This is a genomic window from Streptococcus sp. ALY_211, assembly GCF_058314555.1.
Map to the genome: position 1 here is coordinate 55,090 of NZ_JBZFUN010000006.1, position 17,308 is coordinate 72,397.

19 protein-coding genes are annotated in these 17,308 nt (G+C 42.9%); 2 read left to right on the forward strand and 17 right to left on the reverse strand.

The window, feature by feature from the left end; all coding sequences use genetic code 11:
• Positions 1 to 82 precede the first annotated feature (82 nt).
• From AC4HAJ_RS06465 to AC4HAJ_RS06535, 15 genes are all read right to left on the reverse strand, one after another.
• Positions 83 to 706 (reverse strand): HI_0552 family protein, encoded by a 624-nt coding sequence (locus AC4HAJ_RS06465; protein ID WP_491079345.1) that lies wholly within the window; start codon positions 704 to 706, stop codon positions 83 to 85.
• A gap of 54 nt (positions 707 to 760) precedes the next feature.
• On the reverse strand, positions 761 to 1,531 hold the full coding sequence (locus AC4HAJ_RS06470; protein ID WP_491079346.1) for an acetyl-CoA carboxylase carboxyl transferase subunit alpha: 771 nt from the start codon (positions 1,529 to 1,531) through the stop codon (positions 761 to 763).
• Complete coding sequence (gene accD, locus AC4HAJ_RS06475) at positions 1,528 to 2,391, reverse strand: acetyl-CoA carboxylase, carboxyltransferase subunit beta (protein WP_491079347.1); 864 nt, start codon at positions 2,389 to 2,391, stop codon at positions 1,528 to 1,530. Before accD ends, AC4HAJ_RS06470 begins: the two co-directional genes overlap by 4 nt.
• A gap of 8 nt (positions 2,392 to 2,399) precedes the next feature.
• Positions 2,400 to 3,767, reverse strand: coding sequence for an acetyl-CoA carboxylase biotin carboxylase subunit (locus tag AC4HAJ_RS06480; protein WP_491079348.1), 1,368 nt, complete (start codon positions 3,765 to 3,767; stop codon positions 2,400 to 2,402).
• 185 nt (positions 3,768 to 3,952) lie between these two features.
• Entirely contained in the window at positions 3,953 to 4,375 is a 423-nt protein-coding gene (fabZ, locus tag AC4HAJ_RS06485; protein WP_491079349.1) for a 3-hydroxyacyl-ACP dehydratase FabZ, read from the reverse strand.
• Positions 4,372 to 4,860 carry an acetyl-CoA carboxylase biotin carboxyl carrier protein gene (gene accB, locus AC4HAJ_RS06490; RefSeq protein WP_491079350.1) on the reverse strand — a complete coding sequence of 163 codons (489 nt, stop codon included), beginning with the start codon at positions 4,858 to 4,860 and terminating at the stop codon, positions 4,372 to 4,374. The genes fabZ and accB overlap by 4 nt, the downstream gene beginning before the upstream one ends.
• A 6-nt stretch (positions 4,861 to 4,866) precedes the next feature.
• Complete coding sequence (fabF, locus tag AC4HAJ_RS06495; RefSeq protein ID WP_491079351.1) at positions 4,867 to 6,099, reverse strand: beta-ketoacyl-ACP synthase II; 1,233 nt, start codon at positions 6,097 to 6,099, stop codon at positions 4,867 to 4,869.
• Positions 6,100 to 6,150: 51 nt separating this feature from the next.
• A complete protein-coding gene (gene fabG, locus AC4HAJ_RS06500; protein ID WP_491079352.1) occupies positions 6,151 to 6,882 on the reverse strand; it encodes a 3-oxoacyl-[acyl-carrier-protein] reductase in 732 nt (243 codons plus the stop codon).
• Positions 6,882 to 7,814: an ACP S-malonyltransferase gene (gene fabD / locus AC4HAJ_RS06505; protein WP_491079353.1), complete on the reverse strand. Its 933-nt coding sequence runs from the start codon at positions 7,812 to 7,814 to the stop codon at positions 6,882 to 6,884. Before fabD ends, fabG begins: the two co-directional genes overlap by 1 nt.
• 61 nt (positions 7,815 to 7,875) lie before the next feature.
• The gene (gene fabK / locus AC4HAJ_RS06510; RefSeq protein WP_491079354.1) at positions 7,876 to 8,844 is read right to left on the reverse strand and encodes an enoyl-[acyl-carrier-protein] reductase FabK; all 969 of its coding nucleotides are present in this window, start codon (positions 8,842 to 8,844) and stop codon (positions 7,876 to 7,878) included.
• A 228-nt stretch (positions 8,845 to 9,072) separates the two neighbouring features.
• Positions 9,073 to 9,297 (reverse strand): acyl carrier protein, encoded by a 225-nt coding sequence (locus tag AC4HAJ_RS06515; protein WP_491079355.1) that lies wholly within the window; start codon positions 9,295 to 9,297, stop codon positions 9,073 to 9,075.
• A 62-nt stretch (positions 9,298 to 9,359) separates the two neighbouring features.
• Entirely contained in the window at positions 9,360 to 10,334 is a 975-nt protein-coding gene (locus AC4HAJ_RS06520) for a beta-ketoacyl-ACP synthase III (RefSeq protein WP_491079356.1), read from the reverse strand.
• A complete protein-coding gene (fabT, locus tag AC4HAJ_RS06525; RefSeq protein ID WP_491079357.1) occupies positions 10,334 to 10,768 on the reverse strand; it encodes a fatty acid biosynthesis transcriptional regulator FabT in 435 nt (144 codons plus the stop codon). The genes AC4HAJ_RS06520 and fabT overlap by 1 nt, the downstream gene beginning before the upstream one ends.
• A 223-nt stretch (positions 10,769 to 10,991) precedes the next feature.
• Complete coding sequence (locus tag AC4HAJ_RS06530) at positions 10,992 to 11,783, reverse strand: enoyl-CoA hydratase (protein ID WP_491079358.1); 792 nt, start codon at positions 11,781 to 11,783, stop codon at positions 10,992 to 10,994.
• Between the two features lie 159 nt (positions 11,784 to 11,942).
• Positions 11,943 to 12,590, reverse strand: coding sequence for an HAD family hydrolase (locus AC4HAJ_RS06535; RefSeq protein WP_491079359.1), 648 nt, complete (start codon positions 12,588 to 12,590; stop codon positions 11,943 to 11,945).
• 128 nt (positions 12,591 to 12,718) lie between these two features.
• Here AC4HAJ_RS06535 and AC4HAJ_RS06540 point away from each other — a divergent pair, with 128 nt between their 5' ends.
• Together AC4HAJ_RS06540 and pbp3 are read left to right on the forward strand one after the other, a co-directional pair.
• On the forward strand, positions 12,719 to 14,077 hold the full coding sequence (locus tag AC4HAJ_RS06540; protein ID WP_491079360.1) for an aspartate kinase: 1,359 nt from the start codon (positions 12,719 to 12,721) through the stop codon (positions 14,075 to 14,077).
• A gap of 178 nt (positions 14,078 to 14,255) precedes the next feature.
• Positions 14,256 to 15,515 (forward strand): D-alanyl-D-alanine carboxypeptidase PBP3, encoded by a 1,260-nt coding sequence (gene pbp3, locus AC4HAJ_RS06545; protein ID WP_491079377.1) that lies wholly within the window; start codon positions 14,256 to 14,258, stop codon positions 15,513 to 15,515.
• Positions 15,516 to 15,570: 55 nt separating this feature from the next.
• Here the strand turns inward: pbp3 and AC4HAJ_RS06550 are convergent, their stop codons facing one another.
• Positions 15,571 to 15,972 (reverse strand): Mini-ribonuclease 3, encoded by a 402-nt coding sequence (locus tag AC4HAJ_RS06550; RefSeq protein WP_491079361.1) that lies wholly within the window; start codon positions 15,970 to 15,972, stop codon positions 15,571 to 15,573.
• Entirely contained in the window at positions 15,965 to 17,308 is a 1,344-nt protein-coding gene (gene cysS / locus AC4HAJ_RS06555) for a cysteine--tRNA ligase (protein WP_491079362.1), read from the reverse strand. The genes AC4HAJ_RS06550 and cysS overlap by 8 nt, the downstream gene beginning before the upstream one ends.

A 17,308-nucleotide genomic window follows, 5' to 3' on the forward strand; every position in this document is an offset into this window, starting at 1 on the left:
CGACATCTCTTTTGATTTACAAAAACAATAGATAAGCAGTCCAATTGATACTTTCTACAGAGTTTAAAGGTATTCAGAAAGCCTATTTTGTGACATTATAATAAGGTAATAATTTCTCAAATCCTTTAGCTAGCAGTTCTGTCAATTGCTCACTCCTTAGATCAACTGTTATTGGAATATCATATTTAACTAAAACTTTACGAACCTGTCCAGAGGTTACTTGTTTCTTTAGCATTATCCTATTTTCTTCTGTTCCATCGACTAGATAGCTATGACCATTTTCTTGAGCAAAATAGTAAAGCGGTTCAGTGATTGGTACTGTCAAGACCTTATTTTGTTTGGATAAGGTATCTTCTGATTTTTTGCGTTCAACAAAGCTGACCTCTACCGAGATGCCAAAGTTATCCTTGTGACCATAGAGGCGGATAGCCAAGCCAACATCATATGGATTGTCCTGAGGCTGCTTGAAATAGCACCAAAAACGCGGCCGTGCGACTTGAGCTTGATTAGCCCAGTTACTGACTCGGGTCATTTCAAAAGGGGTTACTTTATCTGCTAGATATTTAGCAATACCTGTAAATTCTGATCGGGCATTTTGTCCCAGCTGTTTGAGCTTGATCATCTCACTAGCTAGGGGGCCTGCTTTTTCAGGCTTGATATATTTAAAGCCCTGGTAATTCAAATAATCATTTATTTCTTGGTACATGTTTACTATCCTCTTTTTATTATAGCTAAAAAGCCCCTAACGGGGCTACTTTTATTAATATTTTCTAAAACGTTGATAGCGTTGATCTAGCATCTCTTCAACTGGTAGTTGGCTTAATTGATTGATTTCCTTAATGAGGTTAGTTTTAATCATCTCAATAATTTCACTTGAGAAATAGCCATGCTCAGGGATAACCTTATCGACAATTCCCATATTATACAATTCACCGGCAGTCAACTTCATCAGCTCTGCTGCCTCTGTCGCACGGGAACCGTCTTTCCAAAGGATAGAAGCAAAGCCTTCAGGGCTGAGGATAGCATAAATAGTGTGCTCCAACATCCACACTTTATCAGCTACGGCCAAGGCAAGGGCACCACCAGAGCCACCTTCACCAATAATGATAGCAATAATGGGAACTTTGAGATCACTCATCTCCATAAGATTGCGAGCAATCGCTTCTCCTTGACCACGTTCTTCAGCACCTACTCCTGGATAAGCACCAGCTGTATTGATGAAAGTAATCACTGGGCGACCGAATTTTTCAGCTTGCTTCATCAACCGAAGTGCCTTACGGTAACCGTCTGGATTGGGTTGACCAAAATTACGATTAAGATTATCTTGTAAGTTCTTACCTTTTTGAATACCAATCACTGTTACAGGTCGGCCGTCTAGACGAGCGAGGCCACCAATAACAGCACCATCATCTGCAAAGTGGCGATCACCATGAAGCTCCATAAAGTCATCAAAAACTTGAGCTGCATAGTCAAGAGCTGTCAGTCGTCCTTGGTCACGGGCTTCTTTCAATATACGGGCAACATCACTCATTTGACACCTCCATGAAATGCGATCAGATCAGCAATTGTCTCTTTCATCTCAGTCCGTTTGACAATAGCATCTACAAAACCATGCTCAAGCAAAAATTCAGCTCTTTGAAAATCATCAGGTAACTGCTCACGAACAGTTGTTTCAATGACACGGCGACCAGCAAAACCGATAAGCGTTTGGGGCTCAGCGATAATAATATCCCCTTCCATAGCAAAACTAGCCGTGACACCACCAGTAGTTGGGTCCGTTAAAATCGTTAAGTAAAACAGCCCTGTGTTTGAATGGCGCTTAACAGCTGCTGAGATCTTGGCCATTTGCATCAAGCTGATGATTCCTTCTTGCATACGAGCACCACCGGATGCTGTAAAGAGGACGATAGGCAAGCGATGCTCAGTCGCATACTCAAAGAGACGGGTGATCTTCTCACCAACCACAGAACCCATACTGGCCATGATAAAGTTTGAATCCATAATCCCAAGAGCAACGGGATGACCACCAATCTTGGCCTTCCCAGTCAAGACAGCTTCATCTAGACCTGTTTTTTCTTTAGCCTGATTCAATTTATCCTGATAGCCGGGAAATTTCAAAGGATCTTTGGTCTCAATTCCTGTAAACATCTCTTGAAAACTGTCCTCATCAACTGTCAAGGCCAGACGTTCAACAGCACTGATGCGAAAATTATAACCACAATTAGGACAAATTTTCTCATTTCCCATATCTTTTTGATAGACAGTGTGTTTACAACTTGGACATTTTGAGAACAGCTCATCTGGAACTTCTGGCTGAACCTCCTGGGTCTTACGCAAGGAGCGATTGGGATTAATACGAATGTATTTATCCTTTTTTCCAAACAGTGCCATATTACCTCCTAGTCTTCCTTGTTATAAGCGGGCAAGAACGTCTCCATCAAGAAAGAGGTATCATAATCACCAGCGATAACATTTTCATCTGAAATCAGATCCAATTGGAAATCCGCATTGGTCAAAACGCCTTCGATTTCTAATTCATAGAGGGCTCGTTGCATCTTCATAAGCGCATCGAAGCGGTTATCTCCATGGACGATAATTTTAGCTATCATACTATCATAGTAAGGCGGAATAGTATAACCATTATAAACAGCAGAATCTACACGCATCCCTACGCCACCTGCTGGTAGATAGAGATCTGTGATCTTACCGGGACTTGGGGCAAAATTGAACTTAGGATTTTCAGCGTTAATCCGACACTCGATAGCATGTCCTTTAATCTGGATATCGTCTTGCTTATAGGCCAACTCCTGACCATAAGCTACACGAATCTGCTCTTTCACGAGATCAACACCTGTGACAAACTCTGTGACTGGATGCTCAACTTGAATACGAGTATTCATCTCCATGAAGAAGAATTGTCCTGTTGCCTCATCTAAAAGGAATTCGATAGTCCCTGCATTTTCATAACCAACGGCTTTAGCAGCACGTACAGCAGCATCTCCCATTTCTTGACGAAGGGTTGCACCGATGGCAATAGACGGGCTTTCCTCTAGAACCTTTTGATTATTGCGCTGTAAGGAGCAGTCACGCTCACCTAGGTGAATGACATTGCCGTGGCTATCTGCCATAATCTGAACCTCGATATGGCGGGCTGGATAGACGACTTTTTCAATATACATGGCACCGTTGCCAAAAGCGGCGAGAGCTTCTTGAGAAGCTGACTCAAAGGCTGGAACCAATTCCTCTGGTCCTGTTACCTTACGGATTCCCTTACCGCCACCACCAGCAGAGGCTTTAAGCATAACAGGGTAGCCAATGTTATCAGCAATTTCCAAAGCTGCTTCAGCACTGACAACCTCACCATCTGATCCAGGGATGACAGGGACGTTGGCTTTGATCATTTCAGCACGGGCGTTGATCTTATCGCCCATCTTATCCATGACATTTCCTGATGGTCCGATAAACTTGATATTCATCTCTTCACATAGGGTTGCGAATTTTGAGTTCTCGCTGAGGAATCCAAAGCCTGGGTGGATAGCCTGAGCACCAGTGACTATAGCAGCTGATAGGACAGCATTCATATCTAGGTAAGAATCTGTCGAACGTGCTGGTCCAACACATATAGCCTCATCTGCCAGCAAGACATGAAGGGCATCCTTATCTGCTTGCGAGTAGATAGCTACAGTTTCAACGCCCAACTCACGCGCTGCGCGGATGATCCGGACAGCAATTTCACCACGATTGGCAATCAAAATTTTCTTAAACATTTTTCTGCCTTTCTCCTGCAATCATAAATTTTTGTAGGTAAGGCCTAGTCTCTGCCTTAGCTCATGGCTCTTGCAACAAACTGGCAAACAAACTTATTAGTGGCCTATGACCGACTAAAGAAGCAAGGGGAGAACCTCTCGCTTCTTTAATGTATTTCTCATTACTGCGAAATTCTATATGACAATCAGCTTCCAATAGCAAAGGTCAAGGTACCACTGGCAGCCAGCTTTCCATCTACTTCTGCCTTAGCCTCGACTACAGCAATCGTACCACGGCGCTTGATAAACTTAGCAGTCATAACTAGTTGATCTCCTGGTACTACCTGTTTTTTGAACTTAACCTTGTCCATACCAGCGTAGAAAACTAATTTGCCTTTATTTTCTTCTTTGGACAATTCTAGAACACCAGCGGTTTGTGCTAGAGCTTCCATGATTAACACACCTGGCATCACTGGATACTCTGGGAAGTGACCATTGAAAAACGGTTCATTGATTGTCACGTTCTTGATTGCTACGATCTCATCATCAGACATTTCAAGCACCCGATCTACCAAAAGCATTGGGTAGCGATGTGGAAGAGCTTCACGAATCTTTGTAATATCGATCATTTGATACGTACCAGTCCTTTTCCGAATTCAACAACTTCTTCATTGGCTACAAGTACTTCTGTGATAACACCATCTTTTGGTGCAGGCACTTCATTCATAACCTTCATAGCTTCAATAATCATTAAGGTTTGGCCTTTTTTGACTGAGTCCCCAACAGAGACAAAGTTTGGTTTATCAGGGGCCGGGGCTAAATAAGCAACACCAACAAGTGGACTCTCTACAACTTCTCCTTCTGCAGGTGCAGCCTCAGCTTCTTTGGCAGCAGGCGTGGCTACCTCAGTAGCTGTAGCAGATAGCTCTTTTTGTCCAGCTGACGCCGTTACTGAAGAATCTAGGGCAGGGGCTTGCGATGGCATCTGTGCCACTGGGACTGTTGCTGTATTTTTGCTTAAAACAAGAGATTCCCCATTGTTTTGATAAGCAAACTCACGTAAGCTAGATTGATCAAATTGACTCATTAAGTCTTTGATTTCTGAAATAATCATTTTGAATTAGTCCTCCCAGCGCTTGAAGGTGAGAACAGCATTGTGACCACCAAAGCCAAAGGTATTTGAGATGGCATACTCAATATCTGCCTTACGACCTTGTCCATAGATAACATCTGCTTCAATATCTTCTGACAATTCTTTAGTTCCAGCTGTCATCGGTAAGAATCCGTGGCGGATAGCTTCGATTGTTGCGATCGCTTCAACGCCACCAGCAGCACCAAGAAGGTGACCTGTGAAGGATTTAGTAGATGATACAGGGACGTTTTTACCAAGGACTGCTACAATGGCAGCACTTTCACCCTTTTCATTGGCTTGTGTTGACGTACCGTGTGCATTGACATAACCAACTTGATCTGGTGTAATACCAGCCTCTTTCAGTGACAAACGCATAGCTTTGGCAGCACCTGTTCCATCCGGCGTTGGTGTTGTCATGTGGTAGGCATCATTATTAGCACCATAACCAACGATTTCTGCTAAAATGGTTGCGCCACGTTTTTGAGCATGCTCCAAACTTTCAAGTACCAAAACAGCAGCTCCCTCACCCATAACGAAACCATTACGATCTTTGTCAAATGGAATAGCTGAACGAGTTGGATCTTCTGTCGTAGAAAGGGCAGTCAAGGCATTGAAACCACCAATACCAATCTTAGTAATAGAAGCTTCAGCACCACCGGCAAACATCACATCGTGCAAACCATATTTGATTTCACGGAAAGCCTCACCGATGGCATCATTGGCTGAAGCACAGGCTGTTGTCACTGACTTACTAACACCCTGAGCACCTAATTTGAGCGAAATGTTACCTGCAGCCATGTTTGATAATGCTTTAGGAATAAACATCGGTTGGATACGTTTCATGCCACGTTCGTGCATGCGGATGATTTGGTCTTCCAATTCTTGCAGACCACCGATACCAGATGATACGATAACACCTGTGCGGTCACGATCAACCTGATCCATATCAAGTTTAGAATTTTCAAGAGCCTCCATTGTTGCATAGATAGCATAAAGCGAATAAGTATCCATGCGGTTTTTGTCTTTTTTGACAAAATATTTATCGAATGGGAAATCTTGAATTTCACCAGCGTTATAAACTGGGATTTCTGACGTATCAAATTTAGTGATCGGCTTGATCCCAATTTCTCCTGTTTCCAAACTCTTCCAGAAATCCTCTGGCGTATGGCCAATCGGTGATGTGACACCATATCCTGTAACAACAACACGATTAAAAGTCATAAATCTATCCTCTTATTTCTTTTAGCTTATATATTATGCGGGGAGCAAGCCTTACATGCTCATCCCACCATCAATGGCAACGACTTGTCCAGTCAAGTATTCTTGGCTAGCTAGGAATAAGGCAACATCAGCCACTTCTTCTCCCTGCCCGATACGCTTCATGGGAACTTGGGCAATCATAGCTTCCTTCATCTTTTCTGGAATAGCATCTGTCATATCAGATTCAATGAAGCCAGGTGCAATAGCATTGACACGAACGCCTCTTGCAGCAACCTCACGAGCTACTGATTTCGTAAAGCCAATTAGGCCAGCTTTTGATGCAGCATAATTCGCTTGACCCACATTTCCCATCAGTCCGACGACTGAGGACATATTGATGATAGCACCTTGACGTGCTTTTGTCATTTGTTTAAGCACAGACTGGGTCATATTGAAGGCACCCGTCAAGTTAATTTTGAGTACATGCTCAAAATCTTCTTCTGTCATTTTGAGCATGAGCTTATCATTAGTGATACCAGCGTTATTGATCAGAATATCGACGGAACCTAGCTGCTCTGTAGCTTGATCAATCATCCGCTTGGCATCGCCATGATCCGAGACGTCTCCTGAAATAGCAATAACCTTAACCCCATAAGAGGTGAATTGATCTAAGATCTCACTGGAGATAGTAGAGCGCCCATTTAGAACGACATTCGCTCCTTGACTGGCAAATTTGTGGGCAACAGCTAAACCAATTCCTCTCGTTGAACCTGTAATAAATACATTCTTGTTAGTTACTTCCATTAGAACTCTCCTATTTTCTCTAATAATTCTTGAAAGCTGGATACATCTTCTACATGGGCTAGAGGAGCTGTTTTATCAATTTTTTTCATAAAGCCGCTCAAGATTTTACCCGGACCGATTTCAATATAGTTCGTAACGCCAAGATCTTTCATGGTCTCAATGGATTCATAGAAGCGAACAGGCTCCATAACCTGACGAGCCAGGAGAGTCTTGATATTTTCTTTCGCCATAACCTTGGCCTCAGTATTACCCACCAGAGGGATCTTAAAGTCAGCAAAAGTCACTGTTTCCAGTTCCTTGGCTAATTGCTGGCTGGCTGGCTCCAAGAGTGCTGTGTGGAATGGTCCTGATACTTTTAAGGGAATCAAACGCTTAGCACCAGCCTCTTTCAAATTTTCAACAGCTTGATCCACAGCTGCTGCATGACCACCGATCACAATTTGCGCAGGCGTATTGTAATTAGCTGGCTTAACGTAACCCTTGTCAGAAGCTTGACGACAAGCTTCCTCAATGACTTCTACTGGAGTATTCATGACCGCAACCATCTTCCCTGTACCAGCTGGTGCTGCTGTTTCCATAAACTCTCCACGCTTAGCTACCAAGCGAAGCGCCTCCTCAAAAGTCAAGCTGCCTGCTGCCACTAAAGCGGAATATTCTCCCAATGACAGACCAGCCACCACGTCAGGAACTATTCCTTGGTCCTTTAAGAGACGATAAATAGCAATGGAGGTTGTCAAAATAGCTGGCTGTGTATAGCGTGTTTGATTGAGCTTTTCCTCATCGTTATCAATGAGCTCACGGACATCATATCCCAAAATATCACTTGCAGTATCAAAGGTCTCCTTGACAAGGGAATAGGTCTCGTATAAGTCCCTGGCCATACCCAGATTTTGGGCACCTTGTCCGGCAAATAGAAAGGCTGTTTTTGTCACAGAATTTTCCTCCAAGTTCATTTAGAAAAATAGGGGGGATTGGTTTTCTTTTGGCAAAGGTTTAGTCTGTTGTTACATCTGCCCAGCGTGCAGCTTCTTCTTTGATCACTTTTGCTGCACCGTAGTAGAGATCCTTTAAAATTTCCTCAACAGTTTCTTCCTTGGAAACAAGGCCAGCAATTTGGCCGGCCATGACAGAACCATTTTGGACATCACCATCAACAACCGCATTACGAAGGGCACCAGCTCCAAGCTCTTCAATCTCTTGAGCAGTAATCTTACCTGCTAAGAAATCTCTCTCTGCTTGAGCATAAGATGATGATAATTTATTTTTGATTGCTCTAACCGGGTGACCTACGACGTTAGCAGAAACAACTGTATCGATATCTTTGGCTTTGAGTAACTTATCTTTGAAATTTTGGTGGGCGTTTGATTCTTTTGAAACGACAAAACGTGTTCCTACTTGAATGGCTTCAGCACCGAGCATGAAGACAGCGGCTGCTCCATGTCCATCTGCTACACCGCCGGCGCCGATAACTGGGATATCAACAGCATTAACTACTTGACGGACCAAGGTCATGGTTGTCAGCTTACCGATATGGCCACCGGCTTCCATACCTTCAGCAATCACAGCATCCGCCCCTAATTTTTCCATACGTTTAGCTAGAGCGACACTTGGTACTACTGGAATAACAATGATGCCGGCTTCATGGAAACGATCCATATACTTCCCAGGATTCCCAGCACCAGTTGTTACTACTTTGACTCCCTCTTCGATAACGAGGTCTACAATATCATCAGCAAAAGGAGATAAAAGCATGATATTGACCCCAAAAGGTTTGTCAGTGATTGATTTCACACGATCGATGTTGGCTTTGACCACCTCTTTAGGAGCATTACCCCCACCAATAATTCCCAATCCTCCTGCATTTGAAACTGAGCCAGCTAAGTCACCATCGGCAACCCAGGCCATTCCACCTTGGAAAATAGGATATTTAATATTCAATAATTCTGTAATGCGGGATTTCATAAATTTCTTACCTTCTCATCTATAGTGTTCCATGAACTTGGATCATCATACTTTGAAAATCAAAGTATCAGTCTAAAGAAGAAGGCGGAAGAGTCTCCTCGTCCACCTTGCAGCCTTGATTATTATTTGTTAAGTACGTACAGAAGTACTACCATTGCAACGCTGCACCTTCGTAACTAAATCTACAAGATTTATAGGCTAGGCTATTAGCCTAGCTTTTAAATGACATTATTTAGTTTTTCCTTCTACGTAGGCAACCAAGTCACCAACAGTGTTCAAACCATCTTCAGTTTCGATTTGGATGTCAAAGGCATCTTCGATTTCTGAGATAACTTGGAAGACATCAAGTGAGTCTGCGTCAAGTTCGTCAAATGTTGTTTCCATTTGTACTTCTTCTGCTTCTTTACCCAATTCTTCAACGATAATTTCTTGTACTTTTTCAAATACTGCCATTTTAACTTTCTCCTTTTAAAAAATATGAAATATATAATATACTGCTGTTCACAGTTATCTACCTAGATTTTAACAATTAGACTGCCCCATGTCAATCCCCCACCAAAACCTGATAGGAGAACTGTCTGCGAGCCATCTAATTTAATGAGTCCATTTTCTACAGATTCCGCTAATAAAATCGGGATACTAGCGGCACTTGTGTTACCATAGCGCATCATATTCTCAAGGAACTTTTCACGCTCTAAACCAATCTTTTGAGCCATCTTATCTAAGATGCGAACATTGGCCTGATGTAGTAAGGCATAGTCAATCGATTGTTCTGGAATAGACGATGTCTCTAAAAGGGCTTTGATACTCTTAGAAACATCACGGACGGCAAAATCAAAGATAGCTCGTCCATCCATAGCCATATAAGGCTCATCTTCTCCTTGATCGGAGTAGGGTGAGCCCAGGCCTGTTCTTCCTGAGCGTAAGCTATCGCCCCTACTACCGTCTGTATGGAGTGACTCTGCCAGAAAATGCTCTTCTTGAGTAGCTTCTAGGAGGACACCTCCTGCACCATCTCCAAAGAGAACGGCTGTACGCCGGTCTGTCCAATCCAGTGTCTTGGACAAAACTTCAGCGCCAATCACCAGACCTTTTTTATAAACACCTGACTTGATCAGCTTCTCAGCTGTCGATAAGGAAAAGACAAAACCGCTGCAGGCAGCTACTAGGTCATAGGCAAAAGCATTACTAGCTCCAATATTAGCCTGAACACGCGCAGCTGTCGAAGGCATAAAGGAATCTGGCGAAATCGTCCCGACGATAATAAAATCAATTTCACTAGCATCTGTATTTGATTTTACAAGCAGATCTTTGGCAACAAGGGTCGCTAGGTCGCTGGTCTCTTGGTTTTTACTGATGCGTCGCTCACGGATACCTGTACGGGTTGAAATCCATTCATCACTCGTATCCATAATTTTCGATAAATCATCATTGGTGATGATCTGATCAGGTACAGCATAGGCTGTCTGAGTAATTTTCGCAAATGTCATTATTTTAAATCCTCTAAGAATTGATAAAGATTAAACAAGGCACCCTCAAGGCTCTCAACCTCCTTGGCATCCATTCCTTTGACAATCTGAGTAACCATGTTTTTATGAAAGCGTCTGTGCAATCGATAGAGCAGCCGCCCTTTTTTCGTTAAGTTCAAGTGAACTACACGACGATCGATCGAGGAACGGTGCCGCTCCACATATCCTTTTCTCTCCAACTTATTGAGACTAGTGGTTACAGTACCCAGGGTCACCATGAGCTCACGTGCAATATCACTCGGCGTTGCCTCTGGAATCTGACCGATAATATCAACCGTATGCATTTCCTTCATAGAGACATCACTGAAACGACTATTTCGCAAACTCATCTCTTCAATGACTAATACATTGTTAAAAACCTTTGTTAAATATTCATTAACTAGCTTATAGTCCACCGGATACCTCGTTTCTCAAATAGTTTGATGATCAAAGTATATCAGATCAAAAAATGAATTGCAAGAGCGGTAAAACGCTTTCTTGACAACTTTTCTATGTAAAACAGCTATTCATCTACTTGAAGCAAAAAAAGATCAAGAGCTTGGGATAAGATTCCAGACTCTTGATCTTTTTATACTTAACTAAATTGAAGCAGTGCTCATCTTGCTTCTATCTTACACATTATTTTCCTGTGAATTTTGGACGGCGTTTTTCAGTAAAGGCGTTAACACCTTCCTTGAAGTCCTCGGTAAAGGCAAGGGATTTTTGGAGAGCTAGCTCAAGATCAGCATACTCTTCCCAACCAGCAAAGTCAGATTGCCAAACCATTTCCTTAATCGCTTTAAATGAATTAGGAGAGCTGCGCTTCAAGCGCTTGATCAAACGATCGGTATCACGCTCTAGCTTATCTGGATCAGCCAATCGGTAGACAAATCCCCACTCTAAGCCTTTTTCAGCACTAACTGCTTCACCTGTCATGGTAATTTGAGTAGCACGATTAATACCAATTGAGCGCGTCAGTAGGAAAAGCCCACCAGCATCAGGTGCTAGACCAACACCGACAAAAGCTTGGATGAACTTGGCTTTTTCTGTCGCAATCGTGAAGTCAGCTGCCAATACCATATTGAAAGCCGCACCAGCCACTGGACCATCTACACTCATAATGACTGGCTTTGGTAAACGCTTGATCATAAATGAAATGGTATTAACCAATTCAGCAATGCGGACGAGCGATTGGACATCATCAGCATCAACTGCTTTTTGCATTTGATCCAAGTCTCCTCCGACTGAGAAGACCTTACCATTGGCATTGATCAAGAGAATACGGACTGAATCGTCTTTTTCTGCCAAGCTGATGGCTTCAATAATCTCTTCACAAATGGGAATATTAAAACCATTTGATACTTCTGGTCGGTTAAGGGTGATTGTTGCTACACCGTCTTCGACGCTGTATAGAATGGTTGAGAAATCCATGAGGAACCTCCGATTTTTTTCATCATTTTCAAACAAAACAAGGCTTGTTTACTGTGTTTATTATATCGAAAACTGTTTATTTGACAAGGGTTTACTATGTTTTATCAGATAAACTATCCTGTCATAACCTAAAATGGCTATGATTTGTCCTACTATAAGTCATAACATACCATCAAGAACTTGTCTGACAGCGGTCAGATCCTTGAGCAAGCGACTCGCTGCTGATTGATCCATCCCAAAGCGACTATCCTTTATCGCCCAGACTTCTATATTAGCTGCTAGGCCTGCTGCGATCCCCTTCTCACTATCCTCAATAATAAGTAATTGATCCTTGGAGAAGCCCAGCTGGCGAGAGGCTTCCTCATAAATAGCAGGATGGGGCTTACTTTCAGGAAATTCCTCTCCAGATAGAATGACTTGGAAATGAGAAATCAACTGGGTCTGCTCTAGGGCTCTCAAAATATCTGATTTGGTCGAGCTAGAGGCTAGCCCTAAAACAATCCCTTGACTAGCTAGATCTTCTATAACTTCCTTGGTATCCGGAAAAATCAACTCCTTATAAGGTAAAGGATGACTTTCTTTATAAGCTAGATAATCTTTTTGGAGCTGATCAAGATCCCAGCTCTGGTAATCCGATCCCAGGATTTTAGGCCAGACCTGCTTCATATTGCCACCAATAAAGAAGCTAGGGGCGATGTGGGAAATGGATATCCCCTTTCCTGATAGGAAGGTTTCTCGTCTCTTGTAATAGAAAAGCTCTGTGTCAAATAGGACACCATCCATGTCAAAAATAATCGCTTTTATCATTATCCCCCTCTTTTCTACTGTATTTTACCATAATTGCTGATTTCCTTTTGGGGAAAAATCAAATTGATAAAGTGTCAGAATTTTGCTATAATTTCCAAAAATAAAAGAGAAATAGGACGGAATTTTCTATGAAAGTCATTAAATTTGGCGGCAGTTCTCTAGCTTCTTCAGGACAGTTAAAAAAAGTTCTTGATATTGTCAAAAACGATCCTGAGCGGCGCTTTGTTGTGGTGTCTGCTCCGGGTAAACGTTATGCTGACGATATTAAGGTTACAGATGCCTTGATTCGCTACTACCGTTCCTATACTGATGGGGCAGATGTCAGTGAGGATCAGCGCTGGATTATCGATCGATATAAGGCTATAGTTGATGAACTTGGTCTTAGTCAGGATATTATCGATCAAATTGCGGCAGCTATCACAGGTCTAGCTACCCTACCGATTGAAGGCAATGACTTCCTTTATGATACTTTTCTAGCTGCTGGTGAGGACAACAATGCTAAGTTGATTGCAGCTTATTTCCGTCACAATGGGTTGCCTGCTCGTTACCTCCATCCCGGTAAGGCTGGTATCATGGTCTCTAGTGAGCCTGGTAATGCACGTATCTTACCAGGAAGTTATGATAGGTTAGAAGAATTGCGCGAGGGTGAGGATATTTATGTTATCCCTGGATTCTTTGGCGTCACTACTGACGGTCAAATTTGTACCTTTTCTCGTGGTGGGTCTGATATTTCTGGTTCTATTGTTGCTGCTGGGGTCAAAGCTGATCTCTATGAAAACTTTACTGATGTCGATGGTATTTTTGCAGCCCATCCAGGTGTGGTTCACCAGCCCCATTCTATCAAGGAGCTCACTTATCGTGAAATGCGTGAATTAGCCTACGCAGGCTTCTCTGTTCTTCACGATGAAGCCTTGATTCCTGCTTATCGAGGTCGCATTCCTCTCGTCATCAAAAACACCAATAATCCAGAGCATCCAGGTACACGTATCGTTCTTGAGCATAGCAATCACGACCTCCCGCTCGTCGGTATCGCTGGTGATGACCACTTTGTCAGTATCAATGTTTCTAAATATCTGATGAACCGTGAGGTCGGTTTCGGTCGGAAGGTGCTGCAAGTCTTAGAAGAGCTCAATATTCGCTGGGAGCATATCCCTACAGGTATCGATGACATGTCTATTATCTTGCGTGAGCGTGAATTAACACCGATCAAGGAACAGGAAATTATCAGTCAGCTGACACGCCATCTGGGAGCTGATGAAGTCGAGATTGAGCGTGATCTCTCTATTATCATGATTGTCGGAGAAAAGATGAAAAACCATATCGGTGTCACTGCTACAGCTACCAAGGCTCTCTCTGATAATCACATCAATCTGGAAATGATCTCACAAGGTTCCAGTGAGGTCTCTGTCATGTTCGTCATCAAAACTCAGCAGGCTAAATCTGCCATAAAAGCCTTATATGAAGCCTTTTTTGAAACTGATGACTAAAAAGCTGGGCAAGACCTAGCCAACTGGATGGAGTGAGAAAGTCCCTAAAGGTTCAGCCCTTGGGGGCTTTCCACTCCTTTTTAGATAATCTTAGAATAGCTGTTATAACAGTTTCTAGCCTTTTCCAAAGTGACTACCATGCTCCTAAATAGTTTATGGTATAATGAAAGGGATTATGATGACACGATATAAATCTTTAACCAGAATCATTTCAGGGCTAGTTATCCTGCTCACTCTATTTGGGACAAGTCCAATTGTCAAGGCTGATAAGACAAAGTTTGATGTCCCTGCCAATAATGCTATTGCTGTTGAGGCTTCAACAGGGAAAATTCTTTTTGAAAAGAAAGCCGACTCCCCTGAAGCGATCGCTTCTATCACAAGACTTTTGACAGCCTACATGGTCTACGAGGAAATTGACAAGGGGAATTTGTCTTGGGATACTAAGGTGACTATTTCTGACTACGCTTATGATCTGACGCTCAACACTGAGATCAACAATGTCCCTATGGATAAGCGTGAGTACACCGTCAAAGACCTCCTAGATGCTTCTCTTGTTTACGGGGCTAACAATGCCAGTATCGCCTTGGCTGAGTACATAGCTGGTGATGAGGCTAGCTTTGTCAAGATGATGGAAAAGCAGCTACGTGATTGGGAAATTACAGATGCTAAACTGGTCAATGCGTCTGGACTTAACAATAGTTATCTTGATTCCTATCGCTTACCTGGTACACAGAAAGATGATGAAAATACTATGAGTGCCAAGTCGGTAGCCAAGATTGCCTATCACTTGATCAAGGAACATCCCGAAGTGCTCTCTATCACTAAAAAAACGAGTATTGATTTTGACGGTGAGACACTAACAACCTATAACGATATGTTAGATGGTCGTCCTAATGCTAGGGACGGTGTCGATGGACTGAGTACTGGAACCTCTGAGAAGGCTGGTGAATCCTTTGTTGCGACATCCACAGAAAATGACATGCGTGTCATCACTGTTGTCTTGAAAGCTGATAACGACAATAACAATCCCTATGCGCGGTTTATCGCTACAAACACCCTGCTAGACTATGTCACCTATAATTTTCAGGTAACTACCCTAACGGTAGCTGGGACAGCTTATGATAATAGCGCAGCTCCGGTCATCGATGGTAAGTCAGCCTTTGTCCCGGCTGTTGCTAAGAAGGACTTTAAGGTCATTACACAATTAGGATCAACTGGCAAACCCAAGGCTTCTATCAACACTAAGTCTGTGACCGCTCAGGTCAAAAAGGGAACAAGAGTTGGAAGCTTGACCTATATCGACCCTGATCCTATCGGATCAGGCTATATCGAAGAGGCTCCAAGCATGACACTGGTTGCTCAAAAATCTGTGAAAAAGAGCTTCTTTCTAAAGGTTTGGTGGAATCATTTTGTCCGCTATGTCAATGAAAAGCTATAGCGCTACTGATAAAAAGGAGTGGGGTCTGGAACAAAAATCCAGACCCCACTCCTTTTTATAATGGTTCTTTGTCAACTGTTTCAATACACCAGTTAATCAGGCATTCTAGGCGTGACATTTGCTTGGTCATGTGCAGATAACCTAGGACAGCTTCAAAGCCTGTCGACATCTTATAGGTGATGATGTCTGTATTTTTAGCTTTGGTATGAGTATTGGCGTTACGGCCTCGTTTATAGATGGCTTCTTCTTCTTCGGTTAGAAGATGGTTGTCTAGCATTTTTTCGATCAAACTGGCTTGAGCCTTAGCTGATACATAACGAGTCGCCATACGATGGAGCTGATTGGGCTTGGTCTGTCCTTGGAAGATCAAGTGACGCCTGATATAGAGCGAGTAGACAGCATCCCCTTCAAAGGCCAGAGCAATGCCATTGATCAATCTCACATTTATCTCAGTCACGTGTCCACCTCACACCATCTTTGGTATCCAACAATTTGATACCCTTAGCAGCTAAATCATCACGGATCCGATCGGCTGTAGCAAAGTCTTTGTTGGCACGCGCTTGCTGACGCTGCTCAATCAAAGCCTCAATCTCTTGATCCAGGCTTTCTTCTTGGAAGATCAGGCCAAAGACAGCTAACATCTGGGCAAAGGCATCCTTAACAGATTGACTGTAATTTCCTGAATTAATCCACTTGGCCATGTCGAAGACGACTGTAATTCCATTAGCGCTGTTGAAATCATCGTCCATGGCTGCTTGGAAATCCTTTTGAAAGTGCTCCAGAGTCTTTAGATCCACATCTTTAGTCAGGGGAAGATTGAAAGTATTTTTTAGGTATTTGACATTGACCTCGGCATCATGCAGGGCTTTGTCTGTAAAGTTAATGGGCTTACGGTAATGCTGGGTTGCCAAGAAAAAGCGCAGTACCTGACCATCAACTGTCTTTAGTAGATCATGAACTGTGACGAAGTTTCCCAGAGACTTAGACATTTTTTCATTGTCTACATTGACAAAGCCATTGTGCATCCAGTAGTTGGCAAAGGTATGACCCGTTTTAGCTTCAGATTGAGCGATTTCATTGGTATGGTGTGGGAATTCGAGGTCTGCTCCCCCGCCGTGGATATCAATGGTATCACCTAGGAGTTCAGTTGCCATGACAGAACACTCAATATGCCAGCCTGGACGGCCAGAACCCCATGGGCTATGCCAAGAAATCTCTCCTGGTTTAGCGGCCTTCCATAGGGCAAAATCAAGTGGGTCTTCCTTATCTGCTGCCTCACTATCCAGTCGACCGCTGGCTCCAATCTCAAGATCCTCTAATGTCTTATTAGCTAGACTGGCATAGTTGTTTGATTTTTTGACACGGAAATAGACATCACCAGCTGATACATAGGCAAAATCCTTATCTAGCAAGACTTGAATGAAGGCGATAATCTGCTCCATAAAGTCCATAACTCGGGGATTTTTAGTGGCTGGCTTGATCCCCAATTGCTCAGTATCTTCCATAAAGGCGGCAATAAATTTATCTGCCAGAGCTTTAGGTTCCATACCTGCTTGGGCAGCTGCCTTGATGATCTTGTCATCAACATCTGTAAAGTTGGAAACGTAATTAACCGTATAACCACGGTACTCAAAATAGCGGCGAATCGTATCAAAAGCAACACTTGAACGTGCATTGCCGATATGAATATAGTTATAGACCGTTGGTCCGCAAACGTACATATTAACCCTATCAGGAGTGATGGGGGTAAAGTCACGCAAGCTGCGGGTTAGGGTATCGTAAATCTTAATCAC